Below are 23,711 nucleotides of genomic sequence, written 5' to 3'. Positions count from 1 at the left end.
CGTCTCGGTGCACCCTGATGGTCCCACGCAAAAGGACCGGCAAACGTTCATGGCGAAATGGCTAGACGGCGGCGGGCTGATGGCCGCGCGCATCCGCAACCACGACTGGGCGGCCACGCCCCTGGGGCCCCTGGACGGCTGGCCCGACGTGCTCAAGACCAGCGTCGCCCTGTGCCTGGCCTCGCGCTTCCCCCAGGCCGTGCTCTGGGGCGATGCACTGCTGACCCTGCACAATGACGCCTTCAGCGAAATCCTCGGCAACAAGCCCACCGCCCTCGGGCGCCCCTTCAGCGAAGTGTGGCAGGAAGCCTGGAGCGATATCGGCCGCATGGCCCGGCGCGCCCTCGACGGCGAGGCGGTGTACATCGAAGACTTCCCGCTGATGATCGAGCGCCACGGCAGCCCGGAGCGCGCCTATTTCACCTTCTGCTACAGCCCCGTGCGCGACCATGACGGCAACGTGGTGGGCATGCTCGACACGGTCACCGAGACCACCGCAAGCGTGGTCGCCAACCGCCGCCTGAACTTCCTCGACAGCCTCGGCCGGGCCACCGCCCACGCCACCGATCCCGAACGGATCATGGCCACCACCACCCGCCTGCTGGGCGAGCACCTGCAATTGTCCAGTTGCGCCTATGCCGTGATGACGCCCGACGAGGACGGTTTCACCATTTGTGGCGACTGGGTTGCACCGGGTTCGCCACGGTTGGTCGGCCAGTACCGCCTGGCCGCCTTCGGTGAACTGGCCGTCAGCCGCCTGCGCGCAGGCCAGGCGCTGGTGATCGATGACAACCTCAGCCAGTTGCCGGCCCGCGAGTCGGCGACCTTTCAGGCCATCGGCATCACCGCGACCATCTGCATGCCGCTGATCAAGGAGGGCCGCCTGACGGCGCTGATGGCCATCCACGACAAGCGGCCCAGGGCCTGGACCCGCTACGAACAGACCCTGCTTGGCGAAGTGACCGAACGCTGCTGGGCGCATATCCAGCGGGTCCAGGCCAACGCCGAAGTGCGCGAGGCGATGACGGCGCTGGAAGCGCTCAATGCCACCCTCGAGCAGCGCGTCGAGGAACGTACCTGCCAGTTGCTGCACACCGAAGCGGTCCTGCGCCAGACCCAGAAGCTCGAGGCCATTGGCCAGTTGACCGGGGGCGTGGCCCACGACTTCAACAACCTGCTGACCATCATCCGCTCCTCCATCCATTTCCTGCAGCGGCCGGACCTCGACGAAAGCCGGCGCAGCCGCTATTTCAAGACCGTCTCCGACACCGTCGACCGCGGCGCCAAGCTGACCGGGCAACTGCTCGCCTTCGCCCGCCGCCAGGCGCTCAGCCCACAAGTGTTCGACGCAGGCCCGAGGCTCGAGGCGATGGCCGAGATGCTCGACACCGCCACCGGCGCGCGCATCCAGGTGAGCCTGGAACTGCCCGACACGCCCTGCCATGTGCACGCCGACCTCGGCCAACTGGAAACCGCGGTGATCAACCTGATGATCAACGGCCGCGATGCCATGGCCGGCGCGGGCATCCTGCACCTGCGCCTGGAGGCCAACCAGCACCTGCCGGCGCCGCGTGGCCAGGCACCCCAGGCCGGGCCTTTCGCGGCCATCTCAGTGGTCGACAGCGGCGTAGGCATTGCCCCGCACCTGCTGGAGCGCATCTTCGATCCATTCTTCACCACCAAGGCCGCTGGCCAAGGTACCGGGCTCGGCTTGTCGCAGGTGTTCGGCTTCGTCAAGCAGTCGGGCGGCGATGTCCGGGTCAGCAGCATCGAAGGCCAGGGCACTACCTTCACCTTGTATCTGCCCCAGGTGGCCCCAACTACGGTCGAGGAAAGCACCGCCTTGCCGGCGCTCGCGCCCAATGGCGAGCGCCGGCATATCCTGGTGGTCGAGGACAACCCGGATGTCGGCAGTTTCACCGCGCAGATCCTGCGCGACCATGGCTATCGGGTCAGTTGGGCGATCTCGGCCGAGGATGCGCTGACGCAGATCGCTGCGGCGCAAGGCGGGTTCGACGCAGTGTTCTCCGACGTGGTGATGCCGGGCATGGGCGGCCTGGCCCTGGCCAGGGAGCTGCGGCTCAGCCAGCCGCAGCTGCCGGTGATCCTCACCTCCGGATATAGCGAAGCGATTGCCGAAGGTGGCCATCAAGGCTTCGCCTTCCTGGCCAAGCCCTATTCGGCCGAGCAGGTGTGCCGGATGCTGGGGGACGTGCTGGGGCAGTGAGCGGCGCGTTGGGCAAGCGCTTTGCACACACGCCCTGCTCGCTCGAATCACCCCCGCGCCGCTAGCAACCGTGCCAGGCTGCGCCCCAGCTCATCCTGGCGGAACGGCTTGCGCAGCACGCCGAATCCATGCAGTTCACGCGGTGCAAGGTTGGTGTAGCCGGTGATGATCAGCACCGGCAACTCAGCCAACTGCTCGCGCACCTGCTGGGCGAAGCGCACGCCGGTCATCTCGGCCATGACATGGTCGGTCAGCAGCACATCGGGTACCAGGCCCTTTTCCAGCAACGCCAGGGCCTGGACAGGCCCGTCTGCCTCGGTCACCTCGTACCCCAGAGCCTGCAACTGCATCAGCGTAGCCTGGCGCACCAGGGGTTCGTCATCCACCAGCAGCACCCGGGTCGGCCGTTGCGCACGGAGCACCTCGACGGGGTCGGCCATGTGCGTCGCCACGCTGCTCTCGCTGGCCGGCAGCCACAAGGTCGCCTCGGTCCCCTGGCCCGGCCGGGAATGAATACCGAAACCACCGCCGGACTGCAGTGCCAGCCCCTGCACCATCGGCAGGCCCAGACCAGTGCCCCGGCCCACCCCTTTGGTCGAGTAGAACGGCTCGACGCAATGCGCCAGCACCTCCTCGCTCATGCCGCACCCGGTGTCACTCACCTGCAGCCACAGCTGGTGCCCGCCCTGCAACCCGGGCGGTCTGGGCATGCCGGCTTCCTCGGCACCAGCGCGGATGGTCAGCTGGCCACCCTCGCCCATTGCGTCACGGGCGTTGACCACCAGGTTCAGCAGGGCCAGCTCCAACTGGTGCGGGTCCACCAGGACCTCTGGCAGTGCCGTGTCGATATTGACCTTCAGCACAATGGTCGGCCCCAGGGAGCGCGCCATCAGTTCGTGCATGTCCTCGACCAGCACCGCCAGCGACACGCTGACGGGCTTGAGGGTCTGGCGCCTGGCGAAGCTGAGCAACCGCCCGACCAGGTTGCGCGCCCGCTCCGCTCCTTGCAGGCCGCCGTCGATCAAGCGTTCGGCGCGCTCCGGCGAGGGGTGGCGGCGCAGCAGTTCCAGGGAGGCGATGATCGGCGTGAGCATGTTGTTGAGGTCATGGGCGATGCCGCCGGTGAGCTGGCCGATCATCTCCATCTTGCGCGCCTCGTGCAGTTGCACCAGCGAAGCCTCGCGTTGGGTGAGCATGTTCGCCACCCGCTCCTCGAGGTTTTCGTTGAGCACATGCAAGGCGCGCTCGGAACGGGCATGGCTGATCGCCGCCCATACTTGGCTGGCGGCCTCCTCGACCAACAGGCATTCGCTGCTAGTCCACGCATGGGGCGTGTGGAAGTGCACCGCGAGCATTGCTTCCAGACGCTCGGCGCGCAGCACCGGGGCATGCAGCGTGGCGCACAGGCCCTTGAAGCCAGCCGGTGCCTTGTTGTTCGCCGCATAGTTGCGCTGCACCACCTGGCCTGCGAGCAACGCCTCGCGCAGTGCCGGGTCCAAGGCGGCGTACTGGTTGAGGCCAGTGATCGACGGTACGTGCGCGGCCCATTCCTGCCCGACCCGATACCGTCCATCACCCAGGTCTTCACCAAAACACACCCGCGCCGCGCCCAGCTCCTTGGCCAGGCGCCTCACCGCATGAGCTTCGATGCGTTCGGCCTGGCCCAGGCTGGGCAAGGCCTGGCGCAGCTCCTGGAGAAACGCCTGACGATGCTGGAAATGCACGCGTTCGGACGTCTCGGTGACGATGCACAGCACGCCGCCTACCGCGCCATCGGCCTCGCGAACGGCGGAATAGGAAACGTCGAAGTACGCCGTTTCACCCGGCCCGTGGCGTTCGATGTAGAACGGACGGTCCTTGGCGGAAAAGCTCACGCCGGTCTCGCGCACCCCGCGCAACAAAGGTTCCAGGTCGTCCCACAGTTCGCGCCAATGGGCCTGGGCGGGCTGGCCCAACGCCCCGGGATGCTTGTCACCGATGGTCGGCCAGTAAGCGTCGTTGTACAGCGCGGCGTACTGCGGCCCCCAGAACAGCACGATCTGCGCCTGGGCGCTCAGGAGCATGGCCACCACGCCCTGCAACGCAGCGGACCAAGTGTCCGGCGGGCCCAATGGCGAATGCCCCCAGTCCATTGCCTGCAGCAGGCAGCTGACTTCGCCACCGCCGCGCATGAAACCGGGCAATGGTTGCAGGTTGACCGACTTGCTCTCCTGGCGGGCTTTCATGTCGCGGTAATCCCGGGCACGTTGTCTTTCCTCTGAGGGTAAGAAATCGCCCGGTGGCAAAACGTTCCATCGGATCGTTGCGGGCGATCAACGGCGTCCTTCGGCCAGCATGCGCACGGCCAGGGCGGCCAGCACCGTGCCCATCAGCCAGCGCTGCACCTGCTGCCACACCGGCCGACCGGCCAGGAACACGGCGATCGACCCCGCCATGACCGCGATCAGCGCGTTGACCGTGACGCTGATGGCGATCTGCGTGCCACCCAGTACCAGCGACTGCAGCAACACGCTGCCATGGCCCGGCTCGATGAACTGCGGCATCAGCGACAGGTACATGACCGCGATCTTGGGATTCAGCAGGTTGGTCACAAAGCCCATCATGAACAGCCGCCGGGGGCTGTCCGCCGGCAGCTCGCGCACCTGGAACGGCGAGCGCCCGCCCGGGCGCAGCGCCTGCCAGGCCAGGTACAAGAGGTACAGCGCACCGCCGATGCGCAGGGCGTCGTAGGCGAACGGCACGGCCATGACCAGCGCGGTGATCCCGAGCGCTGCGCAGAGCATGTAGAAGACAAAGCCCATGGCCACCCCGGCCAGGGAGATCAGCCCGGCGCCGCGCCCCTGGCAGATGGAGCGGGAGATCAGGTAGATCATGTTGGGGCCGGGGGTCAGCACCATGCCCAGGCTGATCAGGGCGAAGGCCAACAGGTTGGAGGGTTCGGGCATCAGGCACATCCTTGTGGTGGTGAATCGGCGAGTGTATCCGCATATGAACGCGCCTTGAAACGGTTGCCGGGTTTGGTCACCTGCGAACATCAAGGGGCAGGGTCTTTGGGCGTGAGGGTTGTTGACCGCATCAGGGCGAGCAGGTGTCCACCGCAAGCGTTGCAGCGCCTGACAGATCGAGCGCCGCGCGGGCGGCGCTCGATCGCATAAACGCTGCAAGGCTCGCGGCTAGCACCTGGTCAATAACTCCGCGCCGCAACTGCAACCCTTAAGCCTTGTCGGCAAGCCGCTGCAACAGCCCGTCGGTGAACGCGACGGCGTTGATCACACCCTCATGTCCATCGGCGATCACCGTCGAACTGGCCAGCCCGTTGACCGAAGCCTGGGCCAGCAGCCCCGCCTCGCCCAGGCGCACCCGCTCGGCGCTGCGGCTTTCACTGGCCCACCAGCAGTCCACCCGGACCGCCAGCGGGCGCAGGCGGAATGCCTGGCTCAGTTCGGCGTTGCGGTCGAGCACGGCGAAGCCGTCGACGATCTCCCGCTGCAAGTGCACATCCTCGTGGATGCTGCGCAGGCGTTCGGCGCTGACATTACCCGCAGCGGCCACCTGTTCGATGATCCACTCGGTCCTGTCGACCTCGGCCGGCAGACGCTCGGCCTCGTCGATGAAGCCAGCGATCCGCGCCTCGCCGACGCCCGGCGCAAAGGCCAGCAGGCCACGCAGCAGGCTCTCGTCCGCCCGCGCCACCTGCACCACCTCGACGGGCTCGGCGTCGAGGCCGGATACCTCCTGCGGCAGCAGGGTGTCGACCAGGCCGACGAACCCGACCTGCTGGCCGGCCTGCTCCAGGGCGTGAGCCACCTCCAGCGCCAGCGCGCCACCCATGGACCAACCCAGCAGATGGTACGGGCCGCTGGCCTGGGTACGGCGGATCTGCTCGACGTAGTAGCCGACCATCGCCGCCCAGGACTCGTCCACCCAGCCCGGCTCGGCATAGCAGCGGTTGACCAGGCCATACACCGGGCGCTCATCGGCCAGGCGGCTGGCCAGCGGGTAGTAGGCGTAGGCACCGCCGCCACCCGGTGGCAGGCAGAACAGCGCCGGGCGCTGGCGCTGGCAACCGTTGAGGTTGATCACCGGCGATTTCAGGCGATCCTTGCCGCCACCGATGAAGTTGGCGAGTTCCTCAAAGCTGGCCATCAGCATGAACTCATGCAGGCTGATATTGATGGCGAAGGCTTCGCGCACCTTGTTCACCAGGGTGATCACCAGCAACGAGTGGCCGCCGAGCTCGAAGAAGTTGTCGTGCAGGCCGACTTGCTCGACCTTGAGCACCTCGGCCCAGATCGCCGCCAGTTGCTGCTCCAGTTCCGTACGTGGAGCTACGTAGCCCTGTTGCAGCTGGCTGGCGTCCGGCTTGGGCAGGGCCTTGCGGTCCAGCTTGCCGTTGGCGGTCAATGGCCACTGGTCCAAGACCAGGAAGTGCGTCGGCACCATGTAGTCCGGCAGGTTGGCTTTCAGGTGTTGCTTCAGCGTGTCGCGCAGGCTTGCATGATCGGCAGATGAATCATTCGCGATCAGGTAGGCCGCCAGTTGCTTGCCCCCTGCCCCGTCGATATCCAGCACCAGCACTTCGCGCACCGCCGCATGTTCTTGCAGGCGCGCTTCGATCTCGCCCAGTTCGATACGGAAGCCGCGGATCTTCACCTGGTGGTCGATCCGGCCCACGTACTCGATCACGCCCTGCTCGCGGTAACGCGCCAGGTCACCGGTGCGATACAGGCGCCCACCTTCGCTGGAGAACGGGTCCGGCACGAAACGTTCGGCGGTCAGCGAGGCGCGGTTGTGGTAACCCCGCGCCAGGCCGGCATGGCCGACATGCAGTTCACCCGTGCAGCCCTTGGCCACCGGATTGAAGTCGGCGTCCAGTACGTACATCGACAAGTCCGGAATTGCCGCACCGATCGGGCTGCCCGCCTGTTGCGTGTCGGCGAAGCGGATCGGCCGGTAGGTCACATGGACCGTGGTCTCGGTGATGCCGTACATGTTGATCAGGTTGTCGCACTCTTCGCCGAAGCGCTCGAACCATGGCTGCAGTGCAGCTACGTCCAGCGCTTCGCCACCGAAGATCACGTAGCGCAGCGAAAGGTCGGATGCACTGTCACAGGCCACGCGCATCAGCGGCTTGAACGCCGACGGGGTCTGGTTGAGCACGGTCACGCCCTGCTCCACCAGCAACTGGTGGAAGTCCTCCGGCGAACGGGTCACTTCACGCGGCACGATCACCAGGCGACCGCCGTGCAGCAACGCACCGAAGATCTCCCACACTGAGAAGTCGAAGGCGTACGAGTGGAACAGCGTCCATACGTCCTGTGCACCGAAACCAAACCAGGCATCGGTCGCCTTGAACAGGCGCAGCAGGTTGTGGTGCGGCAGCAGCGTGCCTTTCGGTTTGCCGGTCGAGCCCGAGGTGTAGATCACATAGGCCAGGTTGTCCGGCTGGGTCAGGTGCTCGGGGTTTTCGTCGCTGTAGCCGGTCAGACCATCTTCGAGAGACAGGCTGCGCACATGCGCCGGCACCGGCAGCCCGGCCAGCAAATGGCCTTGAGTCAGCAGCAGTGCGATGCCGCTGTCTTCCATCATGTAGCTCAGGCGATCCTGCGGATACTCCGGGTCCAGCGGCACATAGGCGCCCCCGGCCTTGAGGATCGCCAGCAGGCCGACGATCATCTCGAAACCACGCTCCACCGCGATGCCCACCAGCACATCCGGCCCCACGCCCTGCGCGCGCAGCTTGTGCGCCAGGCGGTTGGCGCGGCGGTTGAGCTGGTCATAGCTCAGCGCCTGCCCGGCGAAGGTCACGGCGATCGCTTCAGGCGTGCGCGCCGCCTGCTGCTCGATCAACGCATGGGCGCAGGCCGAACTCGGATAGCTGTCAATGACCTGTAGCGGCGCGGTGCTCAGCACCAGTTCACCCAACGCCCGCTGCGACGAGTCCGCCAACCCTTCCAACAGCTCGACGAAATGTGCCGCGATCTGCCCGACAGCCGATCCGGCATAGCTGGCGCGGTCGAACTTGAAGCTGGCCGACAGTTTTTCGCCCACCTGGGCCACCAGCGTCAGCGGATAGTTGGTCTGCTCCTGGCTGGCCACCTCGCCGAACACCAACCCCTGGGGAGCGCCTTGCTGCAGCGCCTCCGACACCGGGTAGTTCTCGAACACCAGGATATTGTCGAACAGCGCCTCGCCGCTCCAGCCGGCCCAGCGCTGGATCTCGTACAGTGGCGTGTGCTCGTGCTCGCGCAGGGCCAGGTTCAACCCTTGCACGTGCTGTACCCAGTCGCCCACGGTCTGCTCCGGGCGTGGGCTGGCGACCACCGGCAAGGTGTTGATGAACAGCCCCAGCTGCTCCTCGACGCCCGGCAGTTCGGCCGGGCGGCCGGCCACGGTGGCGCCGAAGGTCACGCAGGCCTGCCCGGTGTAGCGCTGCAACAGCAACAGCCACGCGGCCTGGACCAAGGTGTTGAGGGTGATCCGCTGGTCCCGGGCAAACTCGCCCAGGCGCTGGGTACGCTGTGCATCCAGGCTGATCTGATGCTCGGCCTGCCCGTGGCCCTGGGCTTCGGACCTGAAGGCCTGGGCCAGCCGCGTAGGCTCGTCCAGTTCCGCCGTGCGCTCGCGCCAGAAGCGCTCGCTGGCGGCCTGGTCCTGGCGTTGCAGCCACTGGATATAGTCGCGGTAACGGCTGTTCTTGCCTGCCGGGGTGACACCGGCGTAACGCTGCAGCACCTCGCCGAACAGGCGCGAGCTGCTCCAGCCATCGAGCAGGATATGGTGGTTGGTCAGCACCAGCTGGTACTGCTGGTCGGCGCTGCGGATCACCGCCAGGCGCAGCAGCGGACCGCTGGCCAGGTCGAAACCGGCACGCAGGTCGGCCTGGGCCCATTCTTGCAACGCCCTGGGCAGGTCGACCTGGTCACGCCAGTCGAGCTCGACCAGCGGCAGCCGCGCCTGGCGCTGCACCACTTGCAGGGACTGGTCGTAGCCACTGAAGAAACTGCTGCGCAGCACTTCGTGGTTGTCCACGGTGGCCTGCAAGGCCGCTATGAAGCGCGGTACGTCCAGACCCTGCACTTCGACGCGAGTCTGGTTGATGTAGTTGCCCGCCTCCTGCTGGTACAGGCTGTGGAACAGCATGCCCTGCTGCATCGGCGACAGCGGGTAGATGTCTTCGATGTTGTCCGCCGCCACCGGCAGCGCCGCCAGCTGGCGCTGGTCGAGGCTGGCCAGCGGGAAGTCCGAAGGCGTCACGCCCGCCACGCCCGGGCTGGTGCAGTGGCCGATCAACAGGCGCAGCTCCTCGGCGTACTCGTCGGCCAGGCGCTGGATCTGCCCACGTTCGAACACGGCGCTGCTGAAGCTCCAGTCCAGCGCCAGCTCACCGGCGTAGACCTGGCCATCGATGCTCAGCAGGCTGCCCAGCGGCGCCTCCGGGCTTTGCCCCTGCCCCGCGCCTTCCGGCGCCGGGGTGAACAACCCTTGCTCGCTGTCGAAGCTGCCGTCGAACTGCCCCAGGTAGTTGAACACGATGCTGCCCTGGGCCAGGGCGCCGAGGGTTTCGCGGGCCTGCGCGTCGCCCAGGTAACGCAGCACACCGTAGCCGATGCCCTTGGCCGGCACGGCGCGCAGTTGCTCCTTGACCGCCATGAGCGACGCACCCAGGTCATCGGCGGGGGTCAACTTCAACGGGTACAGGCTGCTGAACCAGCCGACCGTGCGGGTGATGTCGAGGTCGTCGAACAGGTCTTCGCGGCCATGGCCTTCCAGGCGGATCAGCGCGTGCGCCTCGCCGGTCCAGCGGCGGATGACCCGCGCCAGCGCCGTCAGCAGCAGGTCGTTGACCTGGGTGCGGTAGGCGGCCGGGGCCTCCTGCAGCAGTTGCCGGGTCAGTTCGGCGTTCAGCTGGGTGCGCACCGAGATTTCATGCTTGCGCTGCTGGCTACCTTGCGGGTTCGCCCCAGGCAGGACGTCGCTGACACCCTGCAACTGCGCCTGCCAGTAGGCCAGCTCGGCCACCAGCGCGGGGCTGCGGGCGTGCTCGCGCAGATGCTCGGCCCAGGCCTTTAGCGAACTGCTCTTGGCCGGCAGCACCGGCGCCTTGCCGGCCAGCAGTGCCTGGCAGGTCAGCTGCAGGTCTTCGAGCAGGACGCGCCAGGACACGCCATCGACCACCAGGTGGTGGATCACCACCAGCAGGCGCTGTTGCCCCTCGGGCAGGTCGATCAGCACCACGCGCAGCAGCGGGCCATTCTTCAGGTCCAGGCTACGCTGAGCCTCGTCGGCCAGCTCCGGCAGGCGCGCGGCATCGTCCAGCTGATGTACCCACAGCAACTGCTGCGCGTCGACCGCCGCGAACTGGCCTTGCCACTGGCCCTGGTCCTCGCTGAACCGCAGGCGCAGGGCGTCGTGCTGTTCCAGCAGCAGCTTGAGTGCAGGTTGCAGCAAGGCCACCGTCAACGGCTGGCGCGGGGTCAGCAGCACTGCCTGGTTCCAGTGGTGGCGCTGGGGAATCGTGCTGTCGAAGAAACGCGCCTGGATCGGCAGCAGCGGCAGGCTGCCGCTGACCTGCTCGACCACCTCGGCCGCCGGCTTCTTCTCGATCAGCTTGGCCACCGCCGCCAGTTGGCCGATGGTCTGTTTCTCGAACAGCTGCTTGGGGCTCAGCTTGATGCCCTGGCGCTTGGCGCGGGCAATGATCTGCAGGCTGAGGATCGAGTCGCCGCCCAATTCGAAGAAGTTGTCGGTGCTGCCCACTTGCTCACGCTTGAGCACCTCGCACCAGATCGCCGCGAGTTTTTCTTCGATTTCACCCACCGGCGCGACAAAGCGCTGCTTGGCCACCACCCCGGGTCTGGGCAGGGCACGCTTGTCCAGCTTGCCGTTGGCGGTCAGCGGCAGGCGCTCGAGCAGCAGCACCTGCGCCGGCACCAGGTACTCTGGCAGGCGCGCCAGCAAAGCCTGGCGCAAGGCCTCGGCCTGCAGCTCGACACCCGCCGCCGGCACGGCCCAGGCCACCAGTTGCAGGCGCGTGGGGTCGCTGTCCAGCGGCAGCGCCAGCACCACGGCCTCGGCCACGCCGGGCAGGCCTTGCAGCACCTGGCCGACCTCGCCCGGCTCGACCCGGTAACCGCGGATCTTCACCTGGTCGTCGCCACGGCCCAGGTACTCCAGCACACCCTGGTCCAGGCGTGCGCGGTCACCGGCACGGTACAGCCGCTGGCCGTTGTCACCGAACGGATCGGGGACGAAGCGCTCGGCGGTCAGGCCCGGCTGGCCGACATAACCCTGGGCCAGGCCCTGGCCGCCCAGGTACAGCTCGCCGGCCACGCGCTCGGGCAGTGGATTGAGGTAGGCGTCCAGCACCCGCGCCTGGCCGTTGTCCAGCGGCTGGCCGACCGGCACGCTACGCCAGCCGGGCAGGCGCGCGTCGACTTCGTGGGTGAGGATGCCCACGGTGGTCTCGGTCGGGCCGTAGTGGTTGATGATCCGGCAGCCGGGCTTCAGGCGGCGGATCTGCTCGATCAGCGCCCAGGAACTGGCCTCGCCACCAAGGATCAGCAATTGCTCGGGCAGCACCCGCTCCGGCTGCGCGGCCTGCAACAGGCCCTGCAGGTGGCTCGGCACGATCTTCAGCACATCGACGCGGTGCTCGGCCATGTAGCTGGCGAAGGCATCCGGATCGAAACCCTGGTCGTGGCCCAGCAGGTGCAGCAGCCGGCCCGAGGCCAGCGCGCCGAACAGCACGGTATGGCCAAGGTCGGCGGCCACCGTGGAGACCATCGCCAGGCTGGCGCCGGGCTGCAAGTCCAGGCGTTGCAGCACGCCCTGCAGGTAGTTGGCCAGCGCCGCGTGGCTGACCACCACGCCCTTGGGCTGCCCGGTGGAACCCGAGGTGTAGATGATGTAGGCCGCCTGCTGCGGCAAGACACGCACCGCCGGAGGCTGGTCGTCGCAGTCGCCATACAGTGAAGCGTCATAGGCCACGGCGCGGCACACGCCCAGCCCTGCCGCCTGGGCGTCGCCCTGGGCATGCACCAGCAGCTGCGCGGCGCTGGCCTGCAGCAACTGCTGCAGGCGCTCGGCCGGCTGGCGGCTGTCCAGCGGCAGGTACACCGCGCCCAGCTTGAGCACCGCCAGCAGGCTGGTCACCCACTCGATGGAGCGCTCCTGGCACAGCGCCACGGTCATTCCCGGGGCGATACCCTGCGCCTTGAGGTAATGTGCGAAACGGTTGGCCTGCTGCTCCAGCTCGGCGTAGGTAAGCGTGCGATCCCCTGCCCGCAATGCCGGCTGCCCGGCCCCGGCTTGCAGGCCCTGACGCCACAGGGCGAGGAAGTCCTGCTGCGGCCAGCCTTGGGCAGCGGTTTCGACCTGCGCGGCCTGGGCGTCCGGGTAATCGAGCAACGCCGCGTCGGGATGCTCGACAAGCGTACGCAACACGGCCTGGAACGAAGCGGCCATGCGCTCGATGGTCGCGGCTTCGAACAGGTCGGTGCTGTAGGTAAAGTAGCCTTGCAGGCCGTCGGGGGTCTCGGTGAAGTCGTAGGCCAGGTCGAAGCGCGCATCGCTGCCCTCGACCGAAAAACCGCTGACACTCAGCTCACCCAGCGTCTGCCGGGCCTGGCCGCCGGCCTCGGTATCGGCCATGTTCTGGTTGATCTTCACCTGGAACAACGGGTTGTGGCCCAGGTTGCGCTCCGGCGCCAGGGCGTCGACCAGGTGCTCGAACGGCAGTTCCTGGTGCGACTGCGCACCACTGACCACCTGCTTCACCTGTTCCAGCAGCGCCGCGCCGCTCTGGCGCTCGTCCACCTGCACCCGCAGCACCTGGGTGTTGATGAAGAAGCCGATCAGGCCTTCGACTTCCTTGCGGTTGCGCCCGGCGTTGGGCGCGCCGATGCGGATGTCGGCCTGGCCGCTGTAGCGCGACAGGGTCACGGCCAGCGCCGCCAGGGTCAGCATGAACACGGTCTGGCCCTGGCTGCGCGCCCGGGCCTTGAGCTGCGCCGACAGCACCGCCGGCACATCGCTGCGCAGGGTCGCGCCACGGTAGCTGGGGTGCGCCGGACGCTCGTGGTCCAGCGGCAGGTCCAGCACCGGGTGTTCATCGCCCAGCTGCTGCTTCCAGTACTGCAACTGGAGTTCGCCCTCGCCGGCCTCCAGCCAGGCGCGTTGCCAGATTGCGTAGTCGGCGTATTGCACCTCCAGCGGCGGCAGGTTGGCTTCGCGCCCTTGTGACAGGGCCTCGTACAGGTGCACGAACTCCTGCACCATCAGCTCGCCCGACCAGCCGTCGGAGACGATATGGTGCATGCACACCGTCAGCACGTGCTCGTTCGGTGCCAGGCGCAACAGCCGGACCCGCAGCAACGGGCCTTCGAGCAGGTCGAAGGGTGCATCCAGCGCTTCGCGCACCGCAGTACGCAGGCACTGCTCGATATCCTCGCCCGGCCCGGCTTGCACCTCGCGCACCTCCAGGCCAACGCCCGATTGTTCGAGGACTTGCTGGTGGAACTCGCCCTGCTCGGAGACAAAGCGCGTGCGCAGGCTCTCATGGCGCTGTACCAACGCATCCAGAGCCTGGGCCAAGGCCTGCTGGTTCAGCGAACCGCTCAGGCGCACCGCCATCGGCACGTTGTAGAAGCTGCTGTGCGGCTCCAGCTGCCAGAGGAACAGCATGCGCTGCTGGGCATAGGACAGCGGGATGCGCGGGCTGTCGTGACGGGTCACGGCGATGGGCAGCAAGCGGAAGCTCTGCCCGGTCTCGCGCATCTTGTCGAGGATCTGCCGACGCTGCTCCAGGGCAAGGCCGACAAAGCGCTTGGCGATACGTTCTGCTGTGCTCTTGTCCATCTCAGACGCCCGCCATTTCATTCATCATTCTTTCGATATCGGACAAGCCGTCCTCGCTCAACGACAAGCCGGTGCTGGCACAGGCCTGGGCAAAATCATTCAATTGCGGTTTCTCGAATAGCAGGCGCAGGGGGATGTCGATGCCCAGGCCCGAGTTGATCTTGGAAATCAGCTGGGCCGCCAGCAGCGAGTGCCCGCCCAGCTCGAAGAAGTCATCGCCCAGGCCCACCCGCTCGACCTGCAGCACCTCGGCCCAGAGCGCCGCCAACTGCTGCTCCAGTTCACTGACCGGGGCCACGTAGGCCGGCTGCGACTGGCGGGTATCGGGGGCCGGCAGTGCCTTGCGGTCGAGCTTGCCGTTGGGCAGCAGCGGCATGCGCTCAAGCAGCACCAGGTACATCGGCACCATGTAGTCCGGCAGGCTGGCGCCCAAGTGCGCCTTCAGCTCGGCGCGCAGGCCGTCCTCGGCCTCGGGCATGGCGTTGGGCACCAGGTAGGCCGCCAGTTGCTTGCCGCCCGGGCCATCGATATCGACCACCAGCACCTCGCGCACCGCCGGGTGCTCGCGCAGGCGCGCCTCGATTTCGCCCAGCTCGATACGGAAGCCGCGGATCTTCACCTGATGGTCGATACGCCCGGCGTACTCGACCACGCCGTGCTCGCGATAGCGTGCCAGGTCGCCGGTGCGGTACAGGCGCCCGCCCGGCGTCGTCGCGAACGGGTCGGGGATGAAGCGTTCGGCGGTCAGCCCCGGACGATTGTGATAGCCGCGGGCGAGCAGTTCGCCACCGACCAGCAGTTCGCCGATGGCGCCCGGCAGGGCCAGGTCGGCGTCGGCGTCCACCAGGTGGATCGAGCGCCCGCCCAGGGCCTTGCCGATCGGGATCTGCACCGGCAGGGGTTGCTCGCCGGTGACATAGGCGCTGCAGTCATGGCTCATGACGCTGACGGTGGCCTCGGTCGGCCCGTAGGTATTGAGCAGGCGCACATGGCCGAGCCCGGCCTGTTGCCAGGCCAGCACGCCATCTGCGGCCATGGCTTCGCCCCCCATGTGGATGCGCCGCAGCGAACCATAGTCGCGCGGGCCCTTGGCCGCGAAGTCCTTGGCCAGCAGGTACCAGTAGGCGGTCGGCAGGTCGGCGAAGGTGATGCCCTGGGTCACCACTTCGCGGTAGAAGGTCTCGCTGTCCCACAGCGTCGGGCCGCGCAGCACCACGCTGGCGCCGCAGATCAGCGCCGGGTAGAGCTGCTCGACGAAGGCGTCGAAGTTGAAGGTGGAGAACTGCAGCACCCGGTCGGCCGCCGACAGGCCGCAGAAACCCTGGGCGACATGGGCATGTCGGCTCAGCGCCGCAGCGCTGATGCCGACGCCCTTGGGGCGCCCGGTGGAGCCGGAGGTGTACATGATGTACGCCAGGTTGTCGGGGTCGCCCAGCGCCGGCAGCGCATGGCTCGGCCAGGCATCGAGCGGCTCGCTGTCCAGGCATAGGCTGCGCACCTGCGGCGCCACCGTCAGGTCTTGCAGCTGGGCGCTGTGGCCGAGCAACAGGGCGATGCCGCTGTCCTCCATCATGTAGGCCAGGCGCTCGTGCGGGTAGTCGGGGTCCAGCGGCACATAGGCGCCGCCGGCCTTGAGCACGCCCAGCAGGCCGACCACCATGTCCAGGCTGCGCGGCAGGGCGATGCCCACGCGCACGTCCGGGCCGATGCCCGCCTCGCGCAGGCGATGGGCCAGCTGGTTGGCGCGCAGGTCCAGGGCCTGGTAGGTAAGCTGCTGCCCTTCGCAGATCAGCGCCGTGGCGTGCGGGGTAAGCGCGGCCTGGTCGGCGATCAGCTGCTGCACGGTGCGCTGGTCAGGGTAGATCGCCTCGTGGCGGCTCCACTGCCCGAGGATGACCTGGCGCTGTGCCTCATCGAGCAGCGGCAACTCGACGATCCGCTGGGCAGGCTGGGTGCTGACTGCCTGCAACAGGTTGAGCCAGTGCGCGGCCATGCGCTCGATGGTGGCATGCTCGAACAGGTCGCTGACGTAGGTCAGGGTCGCGCCGAGGCCGTCCTCGCTTTCGAAAGTATCCAGGGCCAGGTCGAGGTGCGCCGTGGGGTTGCCCCAGCTCAGGCCTTCGATGCTCAGCCCAGGCAGTTCGCGCCCCTGGTCCGAGCGTTGGGCCTGGTGGTTGAACATCACCTGGAACAGCGGGTTGTGGCTCAGGCTGCGCTCCGGCTGCAGCGCTTCGACCAGTTGCTCGAACGGCAGGTCCTGGTGCGCCTGGGCCTGCAAGGCGGCGTGCTTGACCTGTTGCAGCAACGCGCTGAAGGTCGTGTGCAGCTCGAACTGCGCCTTGAGCACCTGGGTGTTGACGAAGAAGCCGATCAAGCCTTCGGTCTCGGCCCGGGTGCGGTTGGCGATCGGCACGCCGACACGGATGTCGGCCTGCCCGGTCTGGCGGTGCAGCAAGCTCTGGAACGAAGCCAGCAGCAGCATGAACAGCGTCACCCCTTGCTGGCGCGCCTGCGCCTTCAAAGCCTGGACCAGCGGCGCCGGCACCTCGATGGCGAGGCTGCGACCGGCGTGGCTTTGCACAGTGGGCCGTGGATGATCGGTGGGCAGTTGCAGCACATAGTGCTCGCCGCCCAGCTGCGCCAGCCAGTAGTCCAGCTGGCGAGCCTGCTCGCCGGCCTCCATCCACTGGCGCTGCCAGACGGCATAGTCGGCGTACTGCACCGGCAAGGCCGGCTGTCCGGGTTGTCGGCCCTGGCTCAAGGCCAGGTAGGCGTCGACCACTTCATCGACCATGATCGGCATCGACCAGCCATCGGCGACGATGTGATGCAGGGTCAGCACCAGCACGTGATCGTCCTCGGCCAGGCGCAGCAGGCGCACCCGCAGCAGAGGCCCCTGGGTCAGGTCGAACGGGCGCTGGATCTCACGAGCCACGCGCTCGCGGACCGCCTCGGTGGAGGTGTCCTGCAGCGATTCCATGACCAGGGTGAACGTCGCGGGCGCGTGGATACGCTGCTGCGCCTCGCCACCTTGCTGATCGAAGGTGGTGCGCAGGCTCTCATGGCGAGCGATCAGGGTCTCGAAGGCCTGACGCAACGCCTCGGGGTTCAGCCGCCCCTTCAGTTGCAAGGCTGCAGGGATGTGGTAGGCGGCGCTATCCGGCTCCAGTTGCCAGAGGAACCACTGGCGCTGCTGGGCGTACGACAGCACCAGCGGCTGGTTGCGGTCCGCCACGGTAATGGCGGGGGCCTGGCTGGCCGCACCCTCGCCTGCGGCCTGGGCGAAGGCCTGCAGGTCGGCGGATTCGAACAGGCTGCGCAGCGACACTTCCACATTCAGGCGCTGGCGGATGCGCGAGGTGACCTGGGTGGCCAGCAACGAGTGGCCGCCGAGCTCGAAGAAGTTGTCGTGCAGGCCGACCTGCTCGACCTTGAGCACCTCGCTCCAGATCGCCGCCAGTTGCTGCTCCAGCGCCGTGCGCGGGGCCACGTAGCCTTGTTGCAGTTGGCTGGCGTCCGGCTTGGGCAGGGCCTTGCGGTCCAGCTTGCCGTTGGCGGTCAGTGGCCACTGGTCCAAGACCAGGAAGTGCGTCGGCACCATGTAGTCCGGCAGGTTGGCTTTGAGGTGCTGTTTCAGCGTATCGCGTAGGCTTGCATGGTCGACAGCTGGATCACTCGCGATCAGGTAGGCGGCCAGTTGCTTGCCCCCTGCCCCGTCAATATCCAGCACCAGCACTTCGCGCACCGCCGCATGTTCTTGCAGGCGCGCTTCGATCTCGCCCAGTTCGATACGGAAACCACGGATCTTCACCTGGTGGTCGATCCGCCCCACGTACTCGATCACGCCCTGTTCGCGGTAACGCGCCAGGTCGCCAGTGCGGTACAGGCGTCCACCTTCGCTGGAGAACGGGTCCGGCACGAAGCGCTCGGCGGTCAGCGAGGCGCGGTTGTGGTAACCGCGTGCCAGACCGGCGTGGCCGACATGCAGCTCCCCGGTGCAACCCTTGGCCACCGGATTGAAGTCGGCGTCCAGTACGTACATCGACAGGTCCGGAATTGCCGCACCGATCGGGCTGCCCGACTGTTGCGTGTCAGCAAAACGGATCGGCCGGTAGGTCACATGCACCGTGGTCTCGGTGATGCCGTACATGTTGATCAGGTTGTCGCAATCCTCGCCGAAGCGCTCGAACCACGGTTGCAACGCGGCCACGTCCAGGGCTTCGCCACCGAAGATCACGTAGCGCAGCGAGAGGTCGGATGCACTGTCACAGGCCACGCGCATCAGCGGCTTGAACGCCGATGGGGTCTGGTTGAGCACGGTCACGCCCTGCTCCACCAGCAGCTGATGGAAGTCTTCCGGCGAACGCGTGGTTTCACGCGGCACGATCACCAAGCGACCGCCGTGCAGCAGCGCACCGAAGATCTCCCACACCGAGAAGTCGAAAGCGTACGAGTGGAACAGCGTCCACACGTCCTGCGGGCCGAAGCCGAACCAGGCATCGGTGGCCTTGAACAGGCGCAGCAGGTTGTGGTGCGGCAGCAAGGTGCCTTTCGGCTTGCCGGTCGAGCCCGAGGTGTAGATCACATAGGCCAGGTTGTCTGGCTGGGTCAGGTGTTCGGGGTTTTCGTCGCTGTAGCCAGCCAGATCATCTTCGAGAGACAGGCTGCGCACGTGCGCCGGTACCGGCAGATCGGCCAGCAGATGACCTTGAGTCAGCAGCAACTGAATGCCGCTGTCTTCCATCATGTAGCTCAGGCGATCCTGCGGGTATTCCGGATCCAGCGGCACATAGGCGCCACCGGCCTTGAGGATCGCCAGCAGGCCGACAATCATCTCGAACCCGCGCTCCACCGCGATGCCCACCAGCACATCCGGCCCCACGCCCTGCGCGCGCAGCTTGTGCGCCAGGCGGTTGGCGCGGCGGTTGAGCTGGTCATAGCTCAATGTCTGCCCGGCGAAGGTCACGGCGATCACTTCAGGCGTGCGCGCCGCCTGCTGCTCGATCAGCCCGTGAGCGCACTCGGAGCTTGGGTAACGCTGTACATGCGCTTGCCACTCATCCAGCTCGAGCGCGTCGAGCAACGGCAACTGCGCCACGCGCTGGGCGCTGTCCTGGCAGATGCCCTGCAGCAGATTGCGCCAGTACCTGCCCAGACGCTCGGCAGTGGCCGGTTCGAACAATGCAGTGGCGTAGGTCAGGATGGCGCTCAACCCCGCGTCGTGCTCGACCGTGTTCAGGACCAGGTCGAACTGCGTGCTGCGGTCTTCCCAACCCAGCCCCTCGATCCGCAGCCCGGCCAGTTCCTGGGCCATGCCGGGGTTTTCCGCCTTGTGGTTGAACAGCACTTGGAACAGCGGGCTGTGGCTCAGGCTGCGTTCGGGCTGCAGCGCCTCGACCAGTTGCTCGAACGGCAGGTCCTGGTGCGCCTGGGCCTGCACGGCGGTGTGCCGGACCTGTTGCAGCAACCCGGCGAAGGTGGTTTGCGGCGCGAACTCAGCCTTGAGCACCTGGGTGTTGACGAAGAAGCCGATCAGGCCCTCGGTCTCGGCCCGGTTGCGGTTGGCGACCGGGACGCCGACGCGCACCTGCGATTGACCACTGAGGCGGTGCAGCAGCACCTGGAACGAGGCCAGCAACAGCATGAACAGGGTCACGCCCTGTTGCCGTGCGGTGGCTTTCAGCGCCTCGGCAAGCTCCGGCTCCAGGTGGATATCCAGGCGTGCCCCGGCATGGCTCAGCTGCAACGGGCGTGGACGGTCGGCAGGCAACTCCAGCACCGGTTGCTCGTCGCCCAGTTGCTGGCGCCAGTAGTCGAGCTGGCGCGCCTGCTCGCCCGCCGCCATCCACTGGCGCTGCCAGGCAGCGTAATCGGCGTACTGGAACGCCAGGGCCGGTAGTTGCGCCTCGGCGCCCTGACGGTACCCGGCATACAGACGCACCACTTCATCGACCATGATCGGCATCGACCAACCATCGGCGACGATATGGTGCAGGGTCAGTACCAGCACATGCTCGTCGGCGGCCAGGCGCAGCAGGCGGGCGCGCAGCAACGGGCCATGTTCCAGGTCGAACGGCTGCGCGGTCTCCTGCGCAACTCGCGCCTGCAGCGCCTCGCTCGCCACCGTCTCGACCGGCAAGTCGAAGTCACCTACGGCATGGATGCGTTGCCAGGCCTGTTCACCTTCCTGATGGAAGGTAGTACGCAGGGTTTCGTGGCGGGCGATCAGCGCGGCGAAGCTGCTGCGCAGTGCCTCGATATCCAGCTCGCCCTTCAGGCGCAGGGCCGAAGGGATGTTGTAGGCAGCGCTGGCCGGCTCCAGCTGCCAGAGGAACCACTGGCGCTGCTGGGCGTAGGACAAGGCCAGCGGCTGGCTGCGGTCAACGACGGTGAACGCTGGCGCCTGGCTGGCCGCGCCTTGGCCGGCGGCCTGGGCGAAGGCTTGCAGGTCGGCGGATTCGAACAAGCTGCGCAGCGGGACTTCCAGGTCCAGGCGCTGGCGGATGCGCGAGGTGACCTGGGTGGCCAGCAATGAATGGCCGCCGAGTTCGAAGAAGTTGTCGTGCAGGCCCACTTGCTCGACCTTGAGCACCTCGCTCCAGATCGCCGCCAGTTGCTGCTCCAGCGCCGTGCGCGGTGCCACGTAGCCCTGTTGCAGTTGGCTGGCGTCCGGCTTGGGCAGGGCCTTGCGGTCCAGCTTGCCGTTGGCGGTCAATGGCCACTGCGCCAAGACCAGGAAGTGCGTCGGCACCATGTAGTCCGGCAGGTTGGCTTTGAGGTGCTGTTTCAGCGTGTCGCGCAGGGTTGCATGGTCGGCTGATGGATCTTGAGCGATCAGGTAAGCCGCCAGTTGCTTACCCCCTGCCCCGTCGATATCCAGCACCAGCACTTCGCGCACGGCGGCGTGCTCTTGCAGGCGCGCTTCAATCTCGCCCAGTTCGATACGGAAACCACGGATCTTCACCTGGTGGTCGATCCGGCCCACGTACTCGATCACGCCCTGTTCGCGGTAACGCGCCAGGTCGCCGGTGCGGTACAGGCGCCCGCCTTCGCTGGAGAATGGATCCGGCACGAAGCGCTCGGCGGTCAGCGAGGCACGATTGTGGTAACCCCGCGCCAGGCCGGCGTGGCCGACATGCAGTTCACCCGTGCAGCCCTTGGCCACCGGATTGAAGTCTGCGTCCAGCACGTACATCGACAAGTCCGGGATCGCCGCTCCGATCGGGCTGCCCGCCTGTTGCGTGTCGGCGAAGCGGATCGGCCGGTAGGTCACGTGCACCGTGGTCTCGGTGATGCCGTACATGTTGATCAGGTTGTCGCAGTCTTCACCGAAGCGCTCGAACCACGGCTGCAACGCGGCCACATCCAGGGCTTCGCCACCGAAGATCACGTAGCGCAGCGAAAGGTCGGTAGTGCTGTCGCAAGCCACCCGCATCAGCGGCTTGAACGCCGACGGGGTCTGGTTGAGCACGGTCACGCCCTGCTCCACCAGCAACTGGTGGAAGTCTTCCGGCGAGCGGGTCACTTCACGCGGGACGATGACCAGGCGGCCACCGTGCAGCAGCGCACCGAAGATCTCCCATACCGAGAAGTCGAAGGCGTACGAGTGGAACAGCGTCCACACATCCTGCGCACCGAAACCGAACCAGGCGTCCGTCGCCTTGAACAGACGCAGCAGGTTGTGGTGCGGCAGCAGCGTGCCTTTCGGCTTGCCGGTGGAACCCGAGGTGTAGATCACATAGGCCAGGTTGTCCGGCTGGGTCAGGTGCTCGGGGTTTTCGTCGCTGTAACCGGTCAGATCATCTTCAAGAGACAGGCTGCGCACGTCCGCCGGCACCGGCAGACCGCCCAGCAAATGGCCTTGAGTCAGCAGCAGTGCGATGCCGCTGTCTTCCATCATGTAGCTCAGGCGGTCCTGCGGGTACTCCGGATCCAGCGGCACATAGGCGCCCCCGGCCTTGAGGATCGCCAGCAAGCCGACGATCATCTCGAACCCGCGCTCCACCGCGATGCCCACCAGCACATCCGGCCCCACGCCCTGCGCGCGCAGCTTGTGCGCCAGGCGGTTGGCACAGCGATTGAGCTGGTCGTAGCTCAGCGCCTGCCCGGCGAAGGTCACGGCAATCGCTTCAGGCGTGCGCGCCGCCTGCTGCTCGATCAGCGCGTGAGCGCACTCGGTGCTCGGGTAGCGCTGCACATCAGCCGTCCACGCCCCCAGCTCTGCCGCATCGAGCAACGGCAACTGCGCCACGCGCTGGGCGTAATCCGCGCAGATGCCCTGCAACAGGTTGCGCCAATGCCGGCCGATGCGCTCGACCGTGGCCGCATCGAACAGCGAGGTAGCATAGGTGAACGCCGCAATCAGCCCACCCTCGTGCTCGGCCGTGTTGAGGATCAGGTCGAACTGGGTGGTCTGCCCTTCCCAGCTCAAGCCCTCAACCTGCAACCCGCCCAGCTCACGGACCATGCCCGGGCTTTCGGCCTGGTGGTTGAACAGCACCTGGAACAACGGGTTGTGGCTCATGCTGCGCTCGGGCTGCAGCGCCTCGACCAGTTGCTCGAACGGCAGGTCCTGGTGCGCCTGGGCCTGCAGCGAGGCTTCACGCACCTGCTGCAGCAACGCGGCAAAGGTGGTCTGTGGCGCGAACTCGGCCTTGAGCACCTGGGTGTTGACGAAAAAGCCGATCAGCCCCTGGGTTTCGGCGCGGGTACGGTTGGCCACCGGCACACCGACGCGGATGTCGGCCTGCCCGCTGTAGCGGTGCAGCAGGGTCTGGAAGGAGGCCAGCAACAGCATGAACAGGGTCACCCCCTGCTGGCGCGCCAGGGCCTTGAGCCCCTGCGCCAGGGAGGCATCGATATCGATGGCCAGGCGTGCGCCCTGGAAGCTCTGCACCGACGGCCGCGGGCGGTCGACAGGCAGTTCCAGCAGCGGCTGCTCGCCCGCCAGCTGCTCGCGCCAGTAACCGAGCTGGCGCTCCTGCTCGCCCGCCTCCATCCAGTCGCGCTGCCACAGGGCGTAGTCGGCGTACTGGATCGGCAGCTCGGCCAGGGTCACCGGCGCGCCCAGGCGCAAGCCCTCGTACAGGCGGATCAGCTCGTCCACCAGGATCGGCGTGGACCAGCCATCGGAAACAATATGGTGCACAGTCAGGATCAGCACATGCTCTTCAGGCCCCAGCACCAGCAGCCTGACCCGCAACAACGGACCATGCTCCAGGTCGAACGGCTGCTGCACCTCGGCCTCCACGCGCGCGCGGATGGCTGCCTGCAGATCCGTCGAATCCGCAGGCACGAAGGGCTCCACCGCCAGCGCCACGGGCATTGGCGGATGGACGATCTGGACCGCCCCGTCACCCTCCTGGCGGAAGGTGGTGCGCAGGGTTTCGTGGCGCGCCACCAGGCTGTCGAAGCTGCGCTGCAACGCCTCGACATCCAGCGCGCCCTTGAGCCGCAGCGCCGCCGGGATGTTGTAGGCGGCGCTGTGCGGGTCGAGCTGCCAGAGGAACCACTGGCGCTGCTGTGCATAGGAAAGCGCTGCCCCGTCCGCCGAGTCCCTTCTGAAGATCGGGGTTACCCCGTAGAGGTTGACACCCTGGCGCTTGAGCAAGGCTGCCAATGCCTT

Annotated in this window: 4 protein-coding genes and 3 pseudogenes; 1 reads left to right on the top strand and 6 read right to left on the bottom strand. The window is 67.1% G+C overall.

Annotated elements, in window-relative coordinates; translation table 11 throughout:
- The first annotated feature begins 49 nt into the window (after window positions 1-49).
- On the top strand, window positions 50-2,227 hold the full coding sequence (locus CCOS191_RS11075) for a GAF domain-containing protein (protein ID WP_046855233.1): 2,178 nt from the start codon (window positions 50-52) through the stop codon (window positions 2,225-2,227).
- Window positions 2,228-2,274: 47 nt separating this feature from the next.
- Here CCOS191_RS11075 and CCOS191_RS11070 read toward each other — a convergent pair whose 3' ends face one another.
- From CCOS191_RS11070 to CCOS191_RS27205, 6 genes and pseudogenes are all read right to left on the bottom strand, one after another.
- Entirely contained in the window at window positions 2,275-4,452 is a 2,178-nt protein-coding gene (locus tag CCOS191_RS11070) for an ATP-binding protein (RefSeq protein ID WP_046855232.1), read from the bottom strand.
- A gap of 87 nt (window positions 4,453-4,539) precedes the next feature.
- Window positions 4,540-5,172, bottom strand: a complete 633-nt coding sequence (locus CCOS191_RS11065; RefSeq protein ID WP_046855231.1) for a LysE family translocator — start codon at window positions 5,170-5,172, stop codon at window positions 4,540-4,542.
- Between the two features lie 268 nt (window positions 5,173-5,440).
- Window positions 5,441-6,262, bottom strand: a pseudogene (locus tag CCOS191_RS28700) (alpha/beta fold hydrolase); the annotation flags it as partial.
- Window positions 6,263-6,349: 87 nt separating this feature from the next.
- Window positions 6,350-8,029: pseudogene (locus CCOS191_RS28695) on the bottom strand (amino acid adenylation domain-containing protein); the annotation flags it as partial.
- 117 nt (window positions 8,030-8,146) lie between these two features.
- A pseudogene (locus CCOS191_RS11060) lies at window positions 8,147-13,912 on the bottom strand (amino acid adenylation domain-containing protein); the annotation flags it as partial.
- 175 nt (window positions 13,913-14,087) lie between these two features.
- Window positions 14,088-23,654 (bottom strand): amino acid adenylation domain-containing protein, encoded by a 9,567-nt coding sequence (locus CCOS191_RS27205; RefSeq protein WP_442963670.1) that lies wholly within the window; start codon window positions 23,652-23,654, stop codon window positions 14,088-14,090.
- Window positions 23,655-23,711 lie beyond the last annotated feature (57 nt).

The organism is Pseudomonas sp. CCOS 191 (assembly GCF_001007005.1).
Classification (GTDB): Bacteria; Pseudomonadota; Gammaproteobacteria; order Pseudomonadales; family Pseudomonadaceae; genus Aquipseudomonas; species Aquipseudomonas soli.
The sequence above is the reverse complement of the archived record's forward strand: the minus strand, read 5'-3'. Positions and strand labels throughout refer to the sequence as shown.